The following is a 21,515-nucleotide window of genomic DNA, read 5'->3' as shown; positions in this document are numbered from 1 at the left end:
GCATCCTAGGCGCCGATCTTCACCACCATCACGCAGGCGTCGTCCTCACGGTTGCCCTCACCGAACACCTCGAGGACTGCCCGGACGCACTCCTGCGCATCCCGGGCCGCGGCGAAACGTGGCGCCAGCGTGAGCAGTCGGCCGGTGCCGCTGTCCCCTGCGGCGCTGGTGCGCGTCAGTCCGTCCGTGTGCAGCAGCAACAGGTCACCGGGGAGCAGGGGCACTTCGGCCTGCTCGTACGCGGCGCCGGACGTGGCACCGAGCAGCACACCCTCGGGGGGCGTGAGGACCTGCCCCGTCCCGTTGCGGAACAGCAGCGGGGCGGGGTGTCCCGCCTGCGCCCAGGAGAGGGTGCGGTTCGCCGGGTCGAAGCGGCAGCACACCGCGCTGCCCAGCGCCGGCTGGACGGAAGTCTCCAACAGCTGGTTGAGGTGCGCCATCAGCGGTCCCGGCTCGATGCCCGCGACAGCCATACCGCGCAGCGCACCGAGCAGCATCGCCATGGCCGATGTCGCGCTCACACCGTGTCCGGTGAGGTCGCCGACGCTCAACAGCGAGCCGCCATTGGGAAGTTGCAGTGCGTCGTACCAGTCGCCGCCGATCAGGGCGCTGTTGGCGGACGGCAGATAGTGCGCGGCGACGTCGAGCTCGGCGGGACCGTCGAGCGGGAACTGCAGCGAGCCCCGCCACGGCGGAAGCACCGCCTCCTGGAGTTCGACCGCGAGCCGGCGTTCGGTCTGCTCGAAATGCTGCTTGCGCTGCGCGTGATCGCGGCTCTCGCGGAGGGCGCGCTCGCTGCGGCGCAGCTCGCTCACGTCCCTGAGGACCGCCCACATGGAGGCGGTGGACCCGTCGGAGTCGAGGACGGGCTCGCCCATCATGTGCACCGTACGGACGCGGCCGTCGGCGCGGACCATGCGGAACTCGCCGTCGATGGGGCGTCCGTCGACCAGGCAGTCCGTCACCATCGAGGTGAGCAGGGCCTGGTCCTCCGCGAACACGATCGACGGCAGCTCGTCCAGGGTCATGGGTCCGCTCTGCGGGGAGCGTCCGAGGATCTGATAGAGCTCGTCGGACCAGCTCACCTCGTCGGTGAGGAGGTTCCACTCGGCGCTGCCGACCCGAGTGAGAAGCGATCCGGTGCTCTGCGCGCTGTCGGCCTCGTACTCCGCGAGTTCGTCCTCGAAGAGACCGAGGGACTCGGCGGGCAGGCCCTCCTTCAGCTGTCCCAGATGGGCGCCGAGGTCGTCCAGATGATGGACTGCGAGGTCGCACAGCGCCCGCTGCCAGCGGCCCTGGGGGTCGTCATCCTCCAACACGGCGTCGCGGCGCACGGCATCCACGTCACCGCGCAGCCGGCGCGTCCGGGTGATCAGAGCGTCGACGGTGCCACGCTCCGGCGGCTGTGGTGCGGGATGATCCGCGAACACATGGGAGGGCATGACGTACTCCGATACAGGCGTGGCCACGGCCAGTCTGAAACACGGTCTGAACAATGGACCGGTTACGACTGTTGCACAGGGAGCGATGGCCCGTAAGGGATTTGGCAACACTCGATACGGTGGTGCCTCTGTCATATGCCACAGGCCGGGCAATTGGATGGCCCGGCGGGGGTTGAGCGATGACTCAGAGGGGCAGCAGGGGTCATAACCGGTGGAGAGAACACGCGGCAAACCCGCCGCACGCGCCACAAGTTGGAGGTCCACCATGTGTACGCACCGGTCACAGGTGGAATCTTCTCGTCAACGGTCCGACGCGTACGAAGCCGTTGTGGCTTGAGAGGGTGAGTCCGATGGCCAAGGCCGCTCAGATCCGTATCCGAAAGCCCGCTCCGCAGAGGCCCGTCCGAGAGCTGGACCTGCGCACCCCCTCGGGTCGGGTGCTTCCCTACTGACAGCGCGCGTGCCAGGCACGCGCCGATCACGACCGTGGCCGTGACGGAGACGGCGAAGCCCAGCCAGGAAGCGTCGAACCAGAGGCTGTTGAGCCGTCCCAGGCCGGTGAGACAGCCGGCCCACAGCCCCCCTCCCACCACCGACCAGAGCAGGTGGCGACGGCGTGACACCCTCGTGGTGCCCACGGCGACCGCCAGCACGGTACGGCCGCCCGGTACGAAGCGGGCGGCCACCGTCGTACGCCCCAGCCGACCGGCGAGGGCCTCCTCCAGCCTGGCCGCGGCGGATGTCAGGGCCGGGCGTCTGAGGGGGCGGGTGCGGGCCAGCGTCACCACGAGCAGGTCCCCGAGCACGGAAGCGGCCGCCACCGGTACGGCGACGGTCAGCAGGCCGACCTCCTGGGTGGTCGCCCACAGGGAGGCGGCCAGCACCAGCGTGCCGCTCGGCATCACCGGCACCAGCGCGTCGAGGAAGACCGCGAACAGGGCGACGGCGAGTATCAGCGGAGAACCGATGAGCTCGGCGATCAGGTCGGACAGCATGCCGTTCAGCCTGGTGCGACGACCGCTCCACGGCAACTCCTTTTGTCACTCGGCGTGTTGAACCGGTCGCAGCCTTCGTGCAGAAGCGTTGTCAGTGGTGGGCGGCAGGATGGACCCATGACGACGACCTCACCCGCCGCCCCCGCCGCCCCCGCATCGATCGCCGACTCCGTCGCGTACGCCGAGGCGGTCGAAACCGCCTCGCGAGCCGCTGCCGCGTACTACGCGACGGGGGAGAGCACCCTCGACGACGACGCGTACGACCGGCTCGCCCACGGGATAGCCGCCTACGAGGAGGCGCATCCCGACGAGGTGTCGGCGTCCTCGCCGACGGGCAAGGTCGCGGGCGGTGCGGCCGTGGGGGACGTGCCGCACACCGTGCCGATGCTGTCGCTGGACAACGTCTTCTCCGCCGAGCAGCTGGTGTCCTGGACCGCGTCGGTGGAGCGGCGCATCGGCAGACCCGTCGAGCAGTGGAGCGTCGAGCCGAAGCTCGACGGTCTCGCGGTGGCCGCGCGCTACGAGGAGGGCAGGCTCGTCCGGCTGATCACCCGCGGCGACGGCACCGCCGGCGAGGACGTCTCGCACGCGATCGGCACGATCACCGGCCTCCCCGACCGGCTCGCCGAGCCGGTCACCATCGAGGTCCGCGGCGAGGTCCTGATGACGAACGAGCAGTTCGAACAGGCCAACACCGTGCGCACGGCCCATGGCGGCGCCCCCTTCGCCAACCCGCGCAACGGCGCCGCCGGCACCCTGCGCGCCCGGGACCGGGCCTACCGCGTCGAGATGACCTTCTTCGGCTACGGGGCGCTGCCGCTGCCCGGGACCGGCGCCGACCTCGCCGACCGGCTCGGGCAGTGGCCCCACAGCACCCTCATGACCCACGTCGCCGCCCTGGGTGTGCACACCGCGGAAGACACCGCCGTCGCGTCGCGCACCCTGACCACGGCCGACGAGATCATGGCGAGGATCGAGGAGATCGCCGCCCTGCGCGCGGATCTGCCCTTCGGGATCGACGGCATCGTCATCAAGGCCGACCGGGCGGCCGATCAGGCCGCCGCCGGATTCGGCTCGCGCGCGCCGCGCTGGGCCATCGCCTACAAGCTCCCCGCGGTGGAGAAGGTCACCACCCTGCTGGACGTCGAGTGGAACGTGGGCCGGACCGGGACGATCGCGCCCCGCGCCGTCCTGGAGCCGGTGGAGATCGACGGCACGACCGTCACCTACGCCACACTGCACAACCCCGCCGACATCACCCGTCGTGACCTGCGCCTGGGCGACCGCGTGATGGTCTACAAGGCCGGCGACATCATTCCCCGGATCGAGGCACCGGTCGCCCATCTGCGGAGCGGTGCGGAGAAGGCGATCGTCTTTCCCGAGGTGTGCCCGCAGTGCGGTTCCGGCATCGACACCTCCGAGCAGCGCTGGCGCTGTGTGCGCGGACGCGACTGCCGGCTGGTCGCCTCCGTCTCGTACGCCGCGGGGCGCGACCAGCTCGACATCGAGGGACTCGGCGACACCCGGGTCGTCCAGCTGGTCGAGGCGGGCCTGGTGGGCGACATCGCCGACCTGTTCACGCTCACCCGCGAACAGTTGCTCGGCCTGGAACGGATGGGCGGGACCAGCACGGACAACCTCCTCGCGGCCATCGAGACGGCCAGGTCCCGGCCCCTGTCGAGGGTGTTCTGCGCCCTCGGTGTGCGCGGTACCGGGCGCTCGATGTCGCGTCGGATCGCCCGGCACTTCGCGACCATGGAGCACATACGCGCGGCGGGACCCGAGGCGCTCCAGCAGGTCGACGGCATCGGGGTGGAGAAGGCGACGGTCGTCGTCGCGGAGCTCGACGAGCTGGCTCCGCTGATCGACAAACTGATCGCCGCTGGGGTCAACATGACGGAGCCGGGTGCCGTCCCGCCGGCCGTCGGCGGCGACACGGACGGCGAAGAGTCCGCGGACGGCAGCGGGCCGGCCCCGGAAGCCCGACCGCTGGACGGCATGGCCGTCGTAGTGACGGGTGCCATGACGGGCCCGCTGGAGAAGCTGTCCCGCAACGAGATGAACGAGCTCGTCGAGCGGGCCGGCGGCCGGTCCTCGTCCAGCGTCTCCGGGCGGACCTCGCTCCTGGTCGCAGGGGAGGGCGCGGGTTCCAAGCGGGACAAGGCGGAGAAGCTGGGCACGCGGATCGTCTCGCCGGAGGAGTTCGCGGAACTTGTGTCCGGCTTCCTCGGCGACGTGGGCTGAGGGGTCCGGCGGCCGGGCGAACAGGACCGGGAGAGCCGGCCGGGCGGGTCGCCTGATCGGGCTGCACGAGCGGACGGTGACCGGGCGGACCGGCTGACCGCCCGAGCGGGCCCGCCCCTGCCGGTCGGCACTTTCCCGGCGGTCGCCTGGCCGGAGGCAGTGCGCGGCGGCGATAGGGCCGCTGTGCACTTACCCCGTGAGAAGCGGGCGCGTATCCAGGAATCAGAGGCTGCTGATCAGGTGCCTGGAGCAGGGCTGATCCCGAGGAGGGCTCATGGACGCCCCGACCGCCACGACGGCCGACACGGACCTCATGGAAGAACCCCAGGAGGACCCGACCGTACACATTCTCTGGATCAACGCGGGCCTGAGTTGCGACGGGGACTCGGTGGCCTTGACCGCCGCGACCCAGCCGACGATCGAGGAGCTGGCGCTGGGTGCCCTGCCCGGACTGCCCAAAGTGGCGGTCCACTGGCCACTCATCGACTTCGAGTGCGGCCCCGTCCAGGGCGCCGACAACTTCATCGAGTGGTTCTTCAAGGCCGAGCGCGGCGAGCTGGACCCGTTCGTCCTGATCGTCGAGGGCTCGATCCCGAACGAGCGCATCAAGCCCGAGGGCTACTGGTGCGGCTTCGGTGACGACCCCGAGACGGGCCAGCCGATCACCACCAGCGAGTGGCTCGACCGGCTCACTCCCAAGGCTCTGGCCGTCGTCGCCATCGGGACCTGCGCCACTTACGGCGGAATCCACGCCATGGCCGGCAACCCGACCGGCGCCATGGGCGTGCCGGACTATCTCGGCTGGGAGTGGAAGTCCCAGGCGGGCATCCCGATCGTCTGCATCCCCGGCTGCCCCGTCCACCCCGACAACGCCTCCGAGACGCTGCTGTACCTGCTCTACCAGGCGGCGGGCGCTGCCCCCATGATCCCGCTGGACGAGGAGCTGCGGCCGACCTGGCTGTTCGGCGGCACCGTCCACGAGGGCTGCGACCGCGCCGGCTACTACGAACAGGGCCAGTTCGCCGAGGAGTACGGATCCCCCCAGTGCCTGGTCAAGCTCGGCTGCTGGGGCCCGGTGGTCAAGTGCAATGTGCCCAAGCGTGGCTGGATCAACGGAGTGGGCGGCTGCCCCAATGTCGGCGGCATCTGCATCGCCTGCACCATGCCGGGCTTCCCGGACAAGTTCATGCCCTTCATGGACGAGCCACCGGGCGGCCATGTGTCGACGACGGCGAGCGGTATGTACGGCACGGTGATCCGACGGTTGCGGGGCATCACCGCCAAAACCGTCGACAAGGAACCGAAGTGGCGCACCAAGAGCGAGACGCTCAAGACCGGCTATCGGCCGCCGTGGTGACCCGAGTTCCCCGCTGAGCAGGACACTCAACAGGAAGGTGGCGCGCACCATGGCGACGGCGACGAACAAGCCCGCCGGTGACGGCGACGGCCTCATGGAGATGTCGTGGGACCCGATCACCCGCATCGTGGGCAGCCTGGGTATCCACACGAAGATCGACTTCGCCGCGAAACGCGTCGCGGAGTGCTACAGCACCTCGTCCATCTTCCGCGGGTACAGCGTGTTCATGCGCGGCAAGGACCCGAGGGACGCACACTTCATCACCAGCAGGATCTGCGGCATCTGCGGCGACAACCACGCCACGTGCTCGGTGTATGCGCAGAACATGGCCTACGGTGTGGCCCCGCCGCACCTCGGCGAGTGGATCATGAACCTCGGTGAGGCCGCGGAGTACATGTTCGACCACAACATCTTCCAGGAGAACCTGGTCGGTGTGGACTACTGCGAAAAGATGGTCCGCGAGACCAACCCGGGCGTGCTCGAACTCGCCGAGCGCACGGAAGCACCGCACGCCGGCGATCACGGCTATCGCACCATCGCCGACATCATGCGCTCGCTGAACCCGCTGGAGGGCGAGTTCTACCGCGAGGCCCTCCAGGTCAGCCGCTACACGCGCGAGATGTTCTGCCTGATGGAGGGCCGCCATGTGCATCCCTCCACGCTCTACCCCGGAGGAGTCGGCACCGTAGCGACCATCCAGCTCTTCACCGACTATCTGACCCGGCTCACGCGCTATGTGGAGTTCATGAAGCGGGTCGTCCCGCTCCACGACGACCTCTTCGACTTCTTCTACGAGGCGCTGCCCGGGTACGAGGAGGTCGGCAGGCGCCGTGTCCTGCTCGGCTGCTGGGGCGCGCTCAACGACCCGGAGTACTGCGACTTCACCTACGCCAACATGGCCGACTGGGGCCGACGGATGTTCGTCACCCCCGGCATCATCGTCGACGGCGAGCTGATCACCAACGACCTCGTCGACATCAACCTCGGCATCCGGATCCTGCTCGGCAGTTCGTATTACGAGGACTGGGTGGGCATGGAGAAGTTCGTCGAACGCGACCCGCTGGGCAACCCTGTCGACGAGCGGCACCCGTGGAACCAGCACACGATTCCCGCCCCGCAGAAGCGCGACTTCGACGACAAGTACAGCTGGGTCATGTCACCGCGCTGGTTCGACGGCAAGGACCATCTCGCCCTGGACACCGGCGGCGGCCCCATCGCACGGCTGTGGTCCACGGCCCTGTCCGGACTGGTCGACAACGGCTACGTCAAGGCCACCGGACACAGCGTCGAGATCAATCTGCCCCGGACCATGACCAAGCCGGAAATGGCCCTGGAGTGGAAGATCCCGGAGTGGAGCAACGCCATCGAACGCAACCGGGCCCGGACCTACTTCCAGGCCTACGCGGCCGCTTCGGCCCTCCACTTCGCCGAGATGGCGATGGAGGAGGTACGCGCCGGACGCACCCAGACCTGGGAGAAGTTCGACGTGCCGGACGAGTCCATCGGCTGTGGATTCACCGAGGCCGTCCGCGGTGTGCTGTCCCACCACATGGTGATCAGGGACGGCAAGATCGCGAACTACCACCCCTACCCGCCGACCCCGTGGAACGGGAGTGTCCGTGACGTCTACGGCACCCCCGGCCCGTACGAGGACGCGGTGCAGAACACGCCGATCTTCGAGGAGAACCCCCCGGAGAACTTCAAGGGCATCGACATCATGCGGACCGTCCGCAGCTTCGACCCGTGTCTGCCGTGCGGCGTGCACATGTACGTCGGCGGAGGCCGGACGGTCGAGCAGACCCATCTGCCGACGGGACTGAGCGGACTGGCCTTCTGATCCTCAGGAGAGGGGCTTGCCGATGGCCGGACAGGACACGGGTGAGCGCATCGCCGCGCTGCTCGACGAGCTGGGGGAGAAGGCAGGACCCGAGGTACGCGACACGGCCGACGAACTGGTGCGGTGTGTCGTGGAGTTCTACGGCGAAGGCCTCGCCCGGACCGTGCGCCTGCTGCGCGCGGCACCGGGCGGGTCCGACCCGATCGAGGTGCTGACGGCCGACGAGCTCGTCAGCGATCTGCTGATCCTGCACGACCTGCATCCCGAGGACACCATGACGCGGGTGGGCCGGGCGCTCGACAAGGTCCGTCCCTATCTCGGCTCCCACGCGGGTGACGTCGAGGTCGCGGGTCTCGACACGGACCCGGCGGAGGGCCCCACCCTGCGGCTGCGTCTGCGCGGCAGCTGCGACGGCTGTCCCTCCTCCACCCAGACCGTGCGCTGGACCATCGAAGAAGCGGTCTCCCGGCTGGCGCCGGAGATCGCCCTCATCGAGGTCGAGGGCGTGGCCGAGGACACGCCGCAGGAGCAGCCGCTGCTCCAGATCCTGCCCCATCGCCCGGACGGCGCCCCGGACGGGCCACCCGCCGGCGACGACGGGCGCGTGTCCGGCAACGGCGAAGGAGACCTCGCCCACTGGCACACCGTGGCCCGGCAGACACTGCCCGCCCACGACCGCGCCACCGGCGTCACCGATGTCGCGGGGCACGCGCTGCTGCTCGTCCGCCTGCCGGGCAACCTGTACGCCTATCGCGACCACTGCCCCGGCTGCGGCGGCGGGCTCCACGAGGCGCTGCTGGAGGCGGAGTCGCTGCGGTGCGTCCGGTGCGCCGCGACCTTCGACGTACGCCGGGCAGGACGGGGCGAGCGCGGGCATCTCGAACCGGTACCGCTCCTGGAGGAGGACGGATCGGTACGGGTCGCGCTGCCCGGTGAGCTGCTGGGGGCGGGGCCGTGAGCGCGGACGTACTCAAGCAGTTCACCCGGCGGCCCCCACCGCCGGGGGAGCGCTGCGAACTGTGCGGAGAGCCGCTGGCGTCGGAGCACCGGCATCTGGTGGACATCTCACGGCGGTCCCTGAAGTGCGCCTGCATGCCCTGCCACATGCTCTTCACCCGTCCCGGCGCCGGGCAGGGCCGCTTCCGGGCCGTCCCGGACCGGTATCTGACCGACCCCGAGTTCACCCTCGACGACTCCGGCTGGAACCGGCTCCAGATACCCGTCGGGCTCGCGTTCTTCTTCCGCAACTCCTCCCTCGACCGGCTGGCGGCCTTCTACCCCAGCCCGGCGGGCGCCACCGAGAGCGAGCTGGACCCCGAGACCTGGGACGCCGTTCTCGGGCGCACCCGGCTCGCGGAACTCCTCGAACCCGATGTGGAGGCCCTGTTGCTCCACCAGGAGCGCGGCTCCCCGGCCACCTGCACCCTCGTGCCGGTCGACGTCTGCTACGAGCTCGTCGGCCGGATGCGGCTCCACTGGAAGGGCTTCGACGGCGGGGCCGAAGCGCGCGAGGACCTCGCCGAGTTCTTCCGCCGGGTCACGGCGGCGGCCCGCCCGCTGAAGGCCCGCCCCGAGCGCGAACAGGCCGCCACCGAGCAGGAGCCTCAGCCCGCTCCGGAGCCGGGGGGCGCGCCATGACCGACCTCCACTTCGAGTGCACCGGCGCGCGGCCCGAACCCTACGGAGCGAGCCCCACCCTGCTGTTCGGGCTGCGGATCGAGGAATCGGACCATCAGCCGGTCCACGCGATCGCGCTGCGCTGCCAGATCCGCATCGAGCCCGTCCGCAGGCAGTACGAGCCGGAGGAAGTCGGCATGCTGGGCGACCTGTTCGGCGAACCGAGCCGCTGGAGCAGCACCCTCAAGCCGATGCAGTTCGCGCACTCCTCCATCACCGTGCCCGGCTTCACCGGCACGACGGACATCGACCTTCCCGTGCCCTGCACCTACGACACGGAGGTCGCTTCCGCGTCGTACTTCCGGGCCCTGTCCCGCGGCGAGATACCGCTGCTGTTCCTCTTCTCCGGCACGGTCTTCACCGGCAGGAACGGCTTTCGCGCCGAGCCCATCCCCTGGCACAAGGAGTCGAGCTATCTGATGCCCGTGGACGTGTGGCAGCGGATGATCGAGGAGTACTTCCCCAACACGGGGTGGCTCAGGCTCCGCAAGGACTGCCTCGAATCGCTCCGGCACTACCGCTCGCAGCGTGCCTTCTCCTCGTGGGAGCAGGTCTTCCAGGAACTGCTCGCCACCGCCGGCGCGAAGGGTGGCGACTGAGATGAAGAACCCCGTCGAGGACGCCTTCGCTCAGGCGCGCGCGGTCGCGGACGCCGTCCTGTTCGAGGGCTATGTGCTCTACCCCTACCGTGCCTCCTCGGCCAAGAACCGGATGCGCTGGCAGTTCGGCGTCCTGGTGCCTCCCGCGTGGGCCGTCACCGGCGGCGAACACTCCGTACAGCGCACCGAATGCCTCCTCGAGCCCCGCGACGGCGAGCGGCTGCACGCGGAGTTGCGCTTCCTGCACGTCCGGCGGCGCACCGTCGAACGGCTCGGACCCGACGGCGCCTACACCGAGGTGCCCGAACTGGAGCTCGCGGACCGGGTCGTCGTGCCCTGGGACGAGGGCGCCGAGGAACGCGTGCTCATCCACGCGCCGCTCATCGAGCTGACGGGAGAGCAGGCGCATGCGCGGACCGTGCGGTTCGACCTGCCGTCCGCCACCGCGTACGAACCGGTGCTGGACGAGGACGGCACCACGCTGGGCCGGCTCGTCCGGCGCAGGGAGCGGCTGTCCGGCGAACTGCGCCCGCAGATAGAGGAACTGCCCGGCCCCTACCGGGTCTCGCGGCTCACGGTGACCGTGCACAACACCACCGAGGACGGCGGTCCCGAGAGCGGCGGCCGGGAGGCAGCCCTCGCCCACAGCATGATCGGCACCCATCTGCTGCTCGGAGTGCCCGGCGGACGCTTCCTCTCGATGACGGACCCGCCCGAATGGGCGCGCCCGGCCGTCGCCGACTGCCACAACGACCACACCTGGCCCGTCCTGGCCGGCACGGACGGCCGGGAGGACATCATGCTCTCCTCGCCGATCATCCTGGAGGACCACCCCGTGCTCGCCGACGAGAGCCCGGGACCTCTCTACGACGCCACCGAAATCGACGAGATCCTCTCGCTGCGCACCGCCGCTCTCACCGAGCAGGAGAAGCGCGAGGCACGCGGCACGGACGCCCGCGCCTGCGAGGTCATCGATCTGGTCGACAGCCTGCCGGAAGCGGTGATGGAACGGCTGCACGGGGCGATCCGCGGACTGCACGAGGTGACGGGCGAGGAGCCGGCGGGCCGGACGCCCGCACCAGCGGCCGGGCTGAGCCTGCCCGATGGCGCCGGACACCCTTGGTGGGACCCGGCGCAGGACGCCGAAGCGTTGGACGTGCCTGCCACCGTCACCATCGACGGCGAGGCCGTGGGCGCGGGAAGCAGGGTCCTGCTCACCCCTGGCGCCCGTCGCTCCGACGCCCAGGACGCCTTCTTCTTCGGTCGGCACGCCACCGTCGAGGCGGTGGTCAGCGACCTGGACGGCGAGACCCACCTCGCGGTCGTCGTCGACGACGACCCGGGCACCGATGTGCGCCGGCAGCAGGGCCGCTTCCTCTACTTCAAGCCCGACGAGGTGGCCCCACTGAAGGAGGCGCCATGACCGCAGCGGAGACACCACGCCGTGTCCTCGTCGCCGGAGTGGGCAACGTCTTTCTCCAGGACGACGGATTCGGCGTGGAGACCGTCCGGTGGCTCGGCCGCGACCCGTCCCGACTGCCGCCCGGCGTCGAGCTGATGGACGCCGGTATCCGTGGTGTGCACCTCGCCTACCGGCTGCTGGAGGGCTATCGGACGCTCGTCCTCGTCGACATCGTCGACCGGGGCGGCGCGCCCGGCACGCTCTACACGATCGACGTCGGCCCCGAGCCGCCGCAGGCGCGCGAACCAGGGCCGCTGGACACCCACGCCATGGATCCCGCCACCGTGCTCGGCCTGCTGCACGACCTGCACGCGGGCGCGGGCGGCACCCTTCCCGACGAGGTCTACGTCGTCGGGTGCCAGCCGCAGGACACGGACGAGGGCATGGGCCTGACTCCACCCGTCGCGGACGCCGTGGAGCCGGCAGCGGGGCTCGTGCTCGGCCTCGTGCGCCGCTCAACCTCCGTACCCCAAAGGAGCTGAACATGATGGAGGCACGAATGGAATGGACCTGGGTCGGCCTGGCGGTCGCGGGCCTCGCGATGGTCTACGGCGCCGCCAGAGCCGTACCGGACGTACGGCGTTATCTGCGCATCCGGCGCATGTGATCCGGATGGTGCGGACCGGGGTCCGGGGCTTTCCCGCCCCCGCCCTCACCACTCGCGACGTCCTCGAGCTGCACATACCGCTCGAGGAAGAGGTGGAGGGTGCTGTGCAGCTCACCGAGGCGCACGAACCACAGCGCGAGGTCCATCGCGCCCTGCTGCGTGATGGCGTACACCCGGCGCGCGGGGCCGGTGGCCGAGGCGTGCCAGTGCGAGGTGACCTCGCCGCAGCTCTCCATGCCCCTCAGCAGCCGGTACACGTGCGCCGATTCGGCCTCGGCCCAGCCGAAAGCTCCCAGTCGCTGCACCAGCTCGTAGCCATGACCCCGACGTTCGGCGAGCAGCAGGAGCAGGACCGGGGTGAGCAGAGCCCGTCGCTCGACCTCGTGACCAGCCATCGTTCTTTCAGAGTAGCCAGGCAGGCCGGGTCCGCCCACTGGGGCGGGGCGGACCGCGGGCCGGGCAGGTGAGCGCCGTGCACGAACTGTCCATCGCGATGGCCGTCATCGCCCAGGTCCGGGACGCCGTCCCCGACGACCGGGTCGCATCGCTGACCCTGCGGATCGGCGAGCTCGTCGCGGTGGTCCCCGAGGCCCTGGACTTCTCCTTCGCTCTGGCCGCCGAGGGCACTCTGCTCGCGGGGGCCCGGCTGGTGATCGAGACTGTTGACGGAGAGGCCCACTGCGACGGCTGCGGCCGGGACACACGGACCGGGATGCCACCGGTGCTGTGGTGCGGCGACTGCGAGCGCCCGCTGACACTGCTCGCCGGCCGGGAACTGGAGATCGTCCGGGTGGTCGTGGCCGACGAAGACCCGGACGGGACCGCGGTGGGGGACGCCGCCCGGGACACGACGCGCGACGAGGAGACGAGCCATGTGCCGCACCGTTGACCTCCACCAGGCCGTGCTCGCGAAGAACGACGAGAACGCCCTGGCCTTGAGGCGCTTCCTGGCGTCGCGCGGCACGGTCGCCGTGAACCTGATGTCCAGCCCCGGCAGCGGCAAGACCGCCCTGCTCGAACAACTGCTGACCCGCGCGGTCGCGGCGGGCACACCGGCCGCCGCCGTCACCGCCGACCTGGCCACCGAGAACGACGCGACGCGGCTCGCCCGCTCCGGCGCCCCCGTGCAGCAGATCCTCACCGACGGCCTGTGCCATCTGGAGGCGGGAATGCTCCAGAGCAGGCTGGCGGACTGGTTGCCCGACGGCACCCGGCTGCTGTTCGTCGAGAACGTCGGCAACCTCGTCTGCCCCGCCTCCTACGACCTCGGCGAGACGCTTCGGATCGCGCTCGCCTCGGTGACCGAGGGTGAGGACAAGCCGGTCAAGTACCCGGCGGCCTTCGGTCTTGCCCAGCTGGTGGTCGTCACCAAGACCGATCTCGCGGATGCCGTGGGCTTCGCACGCGAGGCGTTCCTCGGAGGAGTCCAGCAGGTCAATCCCGGTGTTCCGGTCCTGGAGACCTCCGCCCGAACGGGAGAGGGCGTCGACGCGCTCCTCGCCCACATCCTGCGCAGCGCCGAGGGCGAGGAGGCACACACCCCGGTACTGGCGCGGCAGCACGAGAAGCATCTGCACAGTCACGCGAACGGCACGGTGCGGGAGCCGGGGGCGGTGTCATGACCGGGGACCGGAGCCGAGAGCGCAGACAGGTCACCGTCCGCGGTGTCGTGCAGGGCGTCGGCTTCCGGCCCTTCGTCTACACCCTCGCCGAGGAGCTCGGCCTGACGGGATGGGTCACCAACAACGCGGACGGAGTCGTCGCCGAGGTGGAAGGCCCGGGGCAGGCCGTCGCGGACTTCTGCACGCGGATCGCGACCGAGCCCCCGCCGCTCGCCGTCGTCGAGTCCGTCAAGCACCGCGCCGTACCCCCGCAGAGCGGTGACCACGGGTTCACCATCAGGCCCTCCGCCGGTGGACCCGGCCGCACCCTGGTCTCCCCGGACACCGCCACCTGCGAGGACTGCCTGCGCGAACTCGCCGACCCTGCCGACCGGCGCCACCGGCACCCGTTCATCACCTGCACGCACTGCGGTCCGCGCTTCACCGTGGTGACCTCGCTGCCGTACGACCGGGACCGGACCACCATGGCCGCGTTCCCGATGTGCGCCGACTGCCGGCGCGAGTACACCGCGCCTGGCGACCGGCGCTTCCACGCGCAGCCCATCGCCTGCCCGTCCTGCGGCCCCCGGCTCACCCTGCGCCGAGGTGGCGCGGACACCGATCCGCGCCTGGACGCCGCCGCGCTCGCCGAGGCTCGCAGCCTGCTCGCCCAAGGCGCCGTCCTGGCCGTGAAGGGGCTCGGCGGCTACCACCTGGCCTGCGACGCGAGCGACCCCACGGCCGTCAGCACCCTGCGCAAGCGCAAGAACCGCGGTGACAAACCCTTCGCCGTGCTGGCGGACTCGCTGGAAACGGTCGAGCGGCTCGCCCAGGTCGGCGAGGCGGAACGGGAGTTGCTGCTCGGACCGCGCAAGCCCGTCGTCCTGCTGCGGCGCCACCGGTCCGCGCCCGCCGCCGATGTGGCGCCCGGTGTCGCGCCGGGCAGCCCCGACCTCGGCGTGATGCTGCCGTACACCCCCCTGCACCGGCTGCTCCTCGGACTGCCCGGTGATCCGCCCGGTCCCGCCGTCCTGGTGATGACCAGCGGGAACCGCGCAGGCGAGCCCATCGCCACCGACGACACCGAGGCACTCACCCGTCTCGACGGGCTGGCCGACGCCTGGCTGATGCACGATCGACCGATCCATGTGCCCTGCGACGACTCGGTCGTCCGGATCTGCGCCGGGGCCGAACTGCCGGTACGCCGCTCGCGCGGCTACGCCCCCTTCCCGGTCGCCCTGCCGGTGCCCGTCGTTCCCGCGCTCGCCGTGGGCGGCGATCTGAAGAACACCTTCTGCGCGGGCGACGACCGCTACGCCTGGATGTCCGCGCACGTCGGGGACATGGACGATCTGGCCACCCTGACCGCGTTCGAACGCGCCACCGTGCATCTGACGGATCTCACCTCCGTCACCCCGCGGATGCTGATCGCCGACCGGCACCCCGGCTACCGCTCCACCCAGTGGGCGCACCGCGCGGCCGAGACCTCCGGACTGCCCCTGCGCCAGGTCCAGCACCACCACGCCCATGTCGCCTCGGCGATGGCCGAACACGGCCTGGACGGCACGGCACCGATCATCGGGATCGCCTTCGACGGCACGGGGTACGGCGACGACGGCGCGGTCTGGGGCGGTGAGGTGCTCATCGCCGACTACGACGGATACCGCCGGTTCGCGCACCTGGCCTATGTGCCGCTGCCGGGCGGCGACGCGGCCGTCCGCAACCCGTACCGGATGGCCCTGTCCCACGTGCGGGCCGCCGGGCTGCCCTGGTCGGACGACCTGCCGTGCACGGCTGTCGCCACACCGGGGGAGCGCCGACTTCTCGACCGTCAGCTGGAACGCGAGCTCGCCTGTGTGCCCACGTCCAGCATGGGGCGCCTGTTCGACGCGGTGTCCTCGCTGGCGGGGGTCTGCCACCGGGTGGAGTACGAGGCACAGGCCGCGATGGAACTGGAGAACGCCGCACTGGCCGACGTCACCGGCACGGTCGGCGACGACGCGCGGAATGACGCGTACCGGTTCATCCTGAAAGCGGAGACCGAGGACCCCGCGGCACCGCTGATCGCGGATCCGGCGCCGGTCCTCGCAGCCGCCGTCGCGGACATCCGCGCGGGGGCTCCGGCCGGGCCTGTGGCCCGTCGTTTCCACCAGGGCGTGATCGCCCTGGTCCAGGAGGTGTGTGAGGTGGCCCGACACCGTACGGGCATCAAAACGGTGGCTCTGAGCGGCGGGGTGTTCTGCAATGCCCTGCTGACACAAGGCTGCTGCGACGTCCTGGAACGGGACGGCTTCACCGTGCTGCGGCACCGCCGAGTGCCGCCCAATGACGGCGGTCTGGCCCTCGGACAGCTGATCGTCGCCGCCCGAGCCGAGGAGTGAGGGAGGAACGCATCATGTGTCTGGCCGTACCCGGCAGAGTGCTGGAGATCGAGGAACGTGACGCGACGCGGATGGCCAAGGTGGACTTCGGCGGCGTCGTCAAGGACGTGTGTCTGGAATACGTGCCGGACATGCAGGTCGGGGACTACGCGATCGTCCATGTGGGCTTCGCGCTGCAACGCCTGGACGAGGAATCGGCCAAGCAGACCCTCGAACTCTTCGCGAACCTCGGCGTGCTCGAGGAGGAGTTCGGCGACGCGTGGGGCAGGGCCGCCCGGGACGCCGGCGCGGAACGCCCCGCCGGCACCGAACTCCCCGGCGCCGGGGACACCCCCGTGGAACCCCCCGACAAGGAGGCGCGGTCATGAAGTATCTGGACGAGTTCAGCGACCCGGTCCTCGCCAAGCGGCTCTTCGAGGACATCCGGGCCGTCACCACCCAGCCGTGGTCGCTCATGGAGGTCTGCGGCGGACAGACGCACTCGATCATCCGGCACGGGATCGACCAACTGCTCCCCGAGGAGATCCAGCTGATCCACGGGCCGGGCTGCCCCGTCTGCGTCACCCCGCTGGAGATCATCGACAAGGCCCTGGAGATCGCCTCACGTCCGGACGTGATCTTCTGCTCCTTCGGCGACATGCTGCGCGTGCCCGGCAGCGGCCGCGACCTCTTCCAGGTCAAGAGCGAGGGCGCGGACGTACGGGTCGTCTACTCGCCCCTGGACTCGCTGCGGATCGCCCAGGAGAACCCGGACCGTCAGGTCGTCTTCTTCGGTATCGGCTTCGAGACCACGGCACCCCCGAACGCGATGACCGTCTATCAGGCCAAGAAGCTCGGCATCCCGAACTTCAGTCTGCTGGTCTCCCACGTCAAGGTGCCCCCGGCCATCGACGCGATCATGAACTCCCCGGACTGCCGGGTGCAGGCCTTCCTCGCCGCCGGCCATGTGTGCACGGTCATGGGCACCGGCGAATACCCGGGGCTCGCCGAGAAGCACCGCGTGCCGATCGTGGTCACCGGTTTCGAGCCCCTGGACATCCTGGAGGGCATCCGCCGCGCCGTGCGGCAGCTGGAGTCCGGGCAGCACACGCTGGAGAACGCCTACCCCCGCGCCGTCCAGGCCGGCGGCAGTCCGGCCGCCCAGGCCATGCTCGCCGACGTCTTCGAGGTCACCGATCGGTCGTGGCGCGGCATCGGCATGATTCCGCAGAGCGGCTGGCGGCTGTCGCCCAAGTACCGGGAGTACGACGCCGAGTACCGCTTCTCGGTGACCGGCATCAACACCGAGGAGTCCACGGTCTGCCGCAGCGGCGAGGTGCTCCAGGGCCTCATCAAGCCGCACGAGTGCGCCGCCTTCGGCAAGGAGTGCACACCGCGCAACCCGCTCGGCGCCACCATGGTCTCCAGCGAGGGCGCCTGTGCCGCGTACTACCTGTACCGGCGGCTGGAGGCACCGAGCAAGGAGGCGAGTTCCGTTGGCTGACTCCGCTTCGGCACCCGTCGACTTCTCCGGGTGGACCTGCCCGGCGCCCCTGCGCGATCACGAGAGGATCGTTATGGGGCACGGCGGCGGTGGGACGCTCTCCGCCGAGCTGGTGGAGCATCTGTTCGCGCCGGCGTTCGGCAGCGACGTCCTCGCCGAGCTGGGTGACTCCGCCCATCTGACACTCGGCGGCGCCCGTCTCGCGTTCTCGACGGACTCGTTCGTGGTGCGGCCCCTGTTCTTCCCCGGCGGCAGCATCGGCGACCTCGCGGTCAACGGGACGGTCAACGACCTGGCGATGGTGGGAGCCGTGCCCGCCTACCTCTCCTGCGGTTTCATCCTGGAGGAAGGCGTCGAACTCGCGCTCGTCGGGCGGGTGGCACAAGCACTCGGAGAAGCCGCCAGGACGGCCGGGGTGGTCGTCGCCACGGGGGACACGAAGGTCGTCGACGCGGGCCACGGCGACGGCATCTTCATCAACACCGCGGGCATCGGCCTGATCCCGGACGGCATCGACATCCGTCCACAGCGCGCGGCACCCGGCGACGTGGTCCTTGTCAGCGGACCGATCGGCGTCCACGGTGTGGCGATCATGAGCGTGCGCGAAGGGCTGGAGTTCGGCGTCGAGATCCAGAGCGACACCGCGTGCCTGGCCGGGCTGGTGGCGGACATGCTGGCGGTGTGCCCGGACCTCCACGTCCTGCGCGACCCGACCCGCGGTGGTCTGGCCACCTCCCTCAACGAGATCGCGGCGGCCGGGGGCGTGGGCGTCACGCTCGACGAGCGCTCACTGCCCGTGCCCGACACCGTCGCCAACGCCTGTGCCTTCCTGGGCCTCGACCCGCTGTACGTCGCCAACGAGGGCAAGCTTGTGGCCTTCGTCCCGCCGGATCACGCGGACGCCGTTCTCGCGGCCATGCGCGCCCACCCCCTGGGCAAGGAGTCCGTGGCGATCGGCCACTGCGTCGAGGAGCACGCCGGGATGGTGGTCGCGGCCACCGGTCTCGGCGGGACACGGGTGGTGGACATGCCGCTCGGCGAGCAACTGCCGCGCATCTGCTGACGAACTGCCCGACCACCGCCCCTGGTTCAGGCGGCGGTGGCCGGGCATGTCACTGTCCCTGGAGCTCTGAACCGGCGGCAGGGCGGGTCACGGTCCGACAGGTGCCCATCCGTCGAGCGTCTCACGGCTGAGAAAGGCCAACTGCGCCTTCTTCTCCGGCTTGTCGATCTCCGGCCCGAGCACGAAGCCGGACCGCACCAAGCGGGCGACGGCCTTCTCGTTGCGGGCATCGGGCTCGACGACCAGCCGCAGGACCTGCGGGTCCTTCAGGACGAATCCCACCAGCGCGGCCATCAGGGCACCGGTGAAGCCGCGTTGCGATCCGCCCGCGGCCGGGCCTACCAGCAGATGGATACCGAAGTCGCCCGGCTGCACGTCGTAGCAGTCACCGACCGGGTCGGCGGCCGGATCGTACGTCTGGAAGAGCGCGACCGGCTCGTCGTCGCGGTGGACGAGGTACGCGTGGTGGGTGGCGAGCGAGTCCACGAACTCGTAGATCTCCTGGACCTGCTGGCGCGAGTGATCCGCCATGCCCCAGTACCGGGCGCGCTCCTCGGTGACCCAGCTGTGGACGAGAGCCGCATCGGCGGCGGGGTCCAGCGGGACGATGCGGACCGTACCGAACCCGTCGACGGCGGCCTCGTGCACGGCCGTACGGGACCGGGTGGCGTGTTCAGCGGGCATGTCTTCCTCGGTGAGCAGGTTCCAGTCGGTGACGACGGGGACGAATCCGCCGTGCAGCCACAGCGGCAGCTGGTCGCGCCGGTGCGGGTCGCCCTCGGCTCCGGAGGCGCCGAGCGGCACCACCCAGAGGCTGTCGTCGCGGCGGGCCAGGTCCCAGACGTAGCGCGCGGCAGGGCCACGGGCGCTGAGGTCGCTGACGCCCGGGACGCTGGAGGTGGACAGCACACAGTCCTGGTCCCCGGAGAGCCCGGGCCAGTCCTCGGGATCGCCGTCCGGCTCCGCCTGCCAGGGCGCGAGCCGGTGCGTCTCGCCCCAGGTGGCGGCGGCCGGGGCCGTGGCGGCGGTCACCTCCAGGGCGGTCCGGACGACGTCCTGGCGGTCGAGTTCCGGCAGCGCGGAGGTCACCAGCAGCCCTTCCAGCGCGAAGGCGACCTTGGGGACCAACGCCAGCCAGGGCCGCAGGGCCTCGGGGTAGGCGCCGGAGTCGACCCGTTCGGCGAGCTCCTTGAGCGCAGGGTGCTCCGCGACCAACCGCACCACGGCGGAGCGCAGCCGGGCGTACGCCGCCGCGTCCTCGCTGTCGGCGTCCATACGGCGGTTCCAGCCGACCAGCCGGTCCCGCAGGCGGGCCGCCTCGGGGCTCAGCCCGTCGGCGCCGGCGACGAGCCACAACAGTGGCTTCGCCGAGTCCAGTTGGGTGTCCATGTGGACGGCGGCCATGCCCTCGGCGGTCCAGGAGTGCTGCTGGTGCAGCAGCGTGCGGATGCGTTCGGCCCGGTGCGGGGGAGCGAACTCGACCCCGAGCGGGCCGGCGATGCTCCGTTCGTTGGCCATCACGGCGATGCTGTCGACGTGTCGTCGCGGTGACTCGTGCCAGCCGTCCCAGTCGTGACCGGCCTCCCACGCGGGTACGACGCGCAGCATGTTGTCGGGGTGGCGCACCGGGACGCGTCCCGCCACGCGGTGCAGCACCCCACCCTCGGTGTCGGCGGCCTGGACCACATTGACCGGCTCGGCCCATCGGTCGAAGGCCCGGTCCACATCGCCGACCGTGCGGGCCCGCAGCAGTGCGGGCAGTGCGTCGAAGCCGAGCTCGCCGGTGACGCGCGGCGGTATGCGCAGGCTGATCGACTCCGCTTCGCCGGGTCCGCCGATGATGACGGGTCCGCGTTCGGTCTCCACGACCTCCACGGTGACGGGGTCGGAGCCGGCCACGTCGATGGTCTCGCCGTGCACGGAGACGGAGCGCCAGCCGTCGGGGCCGAGTGCTTCCAACGTGCCGTCGCAGTAACGGAATTGCTCGCGGTAGAGGTCCTGATAGTCGGCCATCGCATTGGTGATCGCCCAGGCGACCGAGCCGGTGTGCCCGAAGTGGGCGATGCCGGGGACTCCCGGCACGGCCAGGCCGACGACGTCGAACTCCGGGCAGGCCAGATGGATCTGCTGGTAGATGCCCGGGTCCTCGATGAACCGGTGGGGGTCGCCGGCGATGAGCGGGGCACCGCTCGCCGTGCGGTCCGCATCGACGAGCCAGCCGTTGCTGCCCGTTGTGCCCATGCCGTCGGTGGCGAACAGGTCGATCGCGTCCTCGCCCAGCGCCCGGGCCACCTCCTCGCGCCACAGCTTGGTGGGGAAACCCGCGAAGAGAATGTGCGTGCTCAGCCAGATGCCGAGCGGCACCCACGGTTGCCACGGGGTCGGCGCGAGACCTGTCGACGCGAACTGCGGTGCGCGATCCGCTCCTTCGTCCAGGGCGGCGTTGACCCCGTCGACGTAGCTGGTGATCCATGCCGCCGTCGCAGGCTCCAGACGCTCGAAACAGCGCCGCGCGGTGTCGTCGAGACGCGCCTGCCGGGCGAACCGGTCCCAGCCGACGGCGCCGCTCCCCAGGAAGGACGCGGAGGTGCCCTGCGCCCGGTGTCTCTCCACCTCGATCTGCCACGCCCGGTCGAGGGCGGCATTGCGCCCCTGCGCCCAGGCGAGTTCCGCCGCGCTGCCGGCCCGCAGATGCGGGATCCCCCAGCCGTCGCGGTAATTCCTGATGTCCACTTTCCCCGCCCTGTTGGCTGATTCCCCCGAGTGC

19 protein-coding genes are annotated in these 21,515 nt (G+C 70.7%); 15 read left to right on the top strand and 4 right to left on the bottom strand.

The features are described from left to right. Positions 1–5: 5 nt before the first annotated feature. Both ABTX78_RS00445 and ABTX78_RS00440 read right to left on the bottom strand, forming a co-directional pair. The gene (locus ABTX78_RS00445; RefSeq protein ID WP_352204584.1) at positions 6–1,442 is read right to left on the bottom strand and encodes a PP2C family protein-serine/threonine phosphatase; all 1,437 of its coding nucleotides are present in this window, start codon (positions 1,440–1,442) and stop codon (positions 6–8) included. A 131-nt stretch (positions 1,443–1,573) separates the two neighbouring features. Next, the gene (locus tag ABTX78_RS00440; RefSeq protein ID WP_352204583.1) at positions 1,574–2,437 is read right to left on the bottom strand and encodes a DedA family protein; all 864 of its coding nucleotides are present in this window, start codon (positions 2,435–2,437) and stop codon (positions 1,574–1,576) included. A 117-nt stretch (positions 2,438–2,554) separates the two neighbouring features. Here ABTX78_RS00440 and ligA point away from each other — a divergent pair, with 117 nt between their 5' ends. The 9 genes from ligA to ABTX78_RS00395 all read left to right on the top strand — a co-directional run bounded on the left by ligA (position 2,555) and on the right by ABTX78_RS00395 (position 12,220). Then, positions 2,555–4,681, top strand: a complete 2,127-nt coding sequence (ligA, locus tag ABTX78_RS00435; protein WP_352204582.1) for an NAD-dependent DNA ligase LigA — start codon at positions 2,555–2,557, stop codon at positions 4,679–4,681. A 274-nt stretch (positions 4,682–4,955) separates the two neighbouring features. Beyond that, the gene (locus ABTX78_RS00430) at positions 4,956–6,038 is read left to right on the top strand and encodes an NADH-quinone oxidoreductase subunit B family protein (protein ID WP_352204581.1); all 1,083 of its coding nucleotides are present in this window, start codon (positions 4,956–4,958) and stop codon (positions 6,036–6,038) included. 49 nt (positions 6,039–6,087) lie between these two features. Then, a complete protein-coding gene (locus ABTX78_RS00425; RefSeq protein ID WP_352204580.1) occupies positions 6,088–7,875 on the top strand; it encodes a nickel-dependent hydrogenase large subunit in 1,788 nt (595 codons plus the stop codon). A 22-nt stretch (positions 7,876–7,897) separates the two neighbouring features. Beyond that, positions 7,898–8,833 carry a NifU-related iron-sulfur-binding protein gene (locus ABTX78_RS00420; protein ID WP_352204579.1) on the top strand — a complete coding sequence of 312 codons (936 nt, stop codon included), beginning with the start codon at positions 7,898–7,900 and terminating at the stop codon, positions 8,831–8,833. Then, the gene (locus ABTX78_RS00415) at positions 8,830–9,513 is read left to right on the top strand and encodes a DUF5947 family protein (protein WP_352204578.1); all 684 of its coding nucleotides are present in this window, start codon (positions 8,830–8,832) and stop codon (positions 9,511–9,513) included. Before ABTX78_RS00420 ends, ABTX78_RS00415 begins: the two co-directional genes overlap by 4 nt. Further along, a complete protein-coding gene (locus tag ABTX78_RS00410) occupies positions 9,510–10,151 on the top strand; it encodes a DUF6084 family protein (protein WP_352204577.1) in 642 nt (213 codons plus the stop codon). The genes ABTX78_RS00415 and ABTX78_RS00410 overlap by 4 nt, the downstream gene beginning before the upstream one ends. 1 nt (position 10,152) lies before the next feature. Continuing rightward, a complete protein-coding gene (locus ABTX78_RS00405) occupies positions 10,153–11,574 on the top strand; it encodes a hypothetical protein (protein ID WP_352204576.1) in 1,422 nt (473 codons plus the stop codon). Continuing rightward, on the top strand, positions 11,571–12,095 hold the full coding sequence (locus ABTX78_RS00400; protein WP_352204575.1) for a hydrogenase maturation protease: 525 nt from the start codon (positions 11,571–11,573) through the stop codon (positions 12,093–12,095). The genes ABTX78_RS00405 and ABTX78_RS00400 overlap by 4 nt, the downstream gene beginning before the upstream one ends. Before the next feature lie 2 nt (positions 12,096–12,097). Continuing rightward, a complete protein-coding gene (locus ABTX78_RS00395; protein ID WP_352204574.1) occupies positions 12,098–12,220 on the top strand; it encodes a DUF6893 family small protein in 123 nt (40 codons plus the stop codon). Here ABTX78_RS00395 and ABTX78_RS00390 read toward each other — a convergent pair. Next, positions 12,196–12,615 (bottom strand): helix-turn-helix transcriptional regulator, encoded by a 420-nt coding sequence (locus ABTX78_RS00390; protein ID WP_352204573.1) that lies wholly within the window; start codon positions 12,613–12,615, stop codon positions 12,196–12,198. The two genes, ABTX78_RS00395 and ABTX78_RS00390, sit on opposite strands and share 25 nt — an antisense overlap. 77 nt (positions 12,616–12,692) lie before the next feature. On the opposite strand from ABTX78_RS00390, the gene ABTX78_RS00385 reads away from it, so the two are divergent. The 6 genes from ABTX78_RS00385 (at position 12,693) to hypE (ending at position 18,748) form a co-directional block, all read left to right on the top strand. After that, positions 12,693–13,109, top strand: coding sequence for a hydrogenase maturation nickel metallochaperone HypA/HybF (locus ABTX78_RS00385; protein WP_352204572.1), 417 nt, complete (start codon positions 12,693–12,695; stop codon positions 13,107–13,109). Beyond that, positions 13,093–13,842: a hydrogenase nickel incorporation protein HypB gene (gene hypB, locus ABTX78_RS00380; protein ID WP_352204571.1), complete on the top strand. Its 750-nt coding sequence runs from the start codon at positions 13,093–13,095 to the stop codon at positions 13,840–13,842. Before ABTX78_RS00385 ends, hypB begins: the two co-directional genes overlap by 17 nt. Next, positions 13,839–16,202 (top strand): carbamoyltransferase HypF, encoded by a 2,364-nt coding sequence (gene hypF / locus ABTX78_RS00375; RefSeq protein ID WP_352204570.1) that lies wholly within the window; start codon positions 13,839–13,841, stop codon positions 16,200–16,202. The genes hypB and hypF overlap by 4 nt, the downstream gene beginning before the upstream one ends. Positions 16,203–16,216: 14 nt before the next feature. Then, positions 16,217–16,570 carry a HypC/HybG/HupF family hydrogenase formation chaperone gene (locus ABTX78_RS00370; protein WP_352204569.1) on the top strand — a complete coding sequence of 118 codons (354 nt, stop codon included), beginning with the start codon at positions 16,217–16,219 and terminating at the stop codon, positions 16,568–16,570. Then, positions 16,567–17,685 (top strand): hydrogenase formation protein HypD, encoded by a 1,119-nt coding sequence (gene hypD / locus ABTX78_RS00365; RefSeq protein WP_352204568.1) that lies wholly within the window; start codon positions 16,567–16,569, stop codon positions 17,683–17,685. Before ABTX78_RS00370 ends, hypD begins: the two co-directional genes overlap by 4 nt. 73 nt (positions 17,686–17,758) lie before the next feature. After that, on the top strand, positions 17,759–18,748 hold the full coding sequence (gene hypE / locus ABTX78_RS00360; protein ID WP_352205009.1) for a hydrogenase expression/formation protein HypE: 990 nt from the start codon (positions 17,759–17,761) through the stop codon (positions 18,746–18,748). An 87-nt stretch (positions 18,749–18,835) separates the two neighbouring features. On the opposite strand, the gene ABTX78_RS00355 is transcribed toward hypE, so the two are convergent. Then, on the bottom strand, positions 18,836–21,481 hold the full coding sequence (locus ABTX78_RS00355; RefSeq protein WP_352204567.1) for a GNAT family N-acetyltransferase: 2,646 nt from the start codon (positions 21,479–21,481) through the stop codon (positions 18,836–18,838). Between the last annotated feature and the right edge of the window lie 34 nt (positions 21,482–21,515).

It is taken from the genome of Streptomyces sp. NPDC096193 (genome assembly GCF_040302905.1).
Lineage (GTDB): Bacteria > Actinomycetota > Actinomycetes > Streptomycetales > Streptomycetaceae > Streptomyces.
Note: the sequence above shows the minus strand (reverse complement) of the source record. Positions and strands in the feature narration are given on the sequence as shown.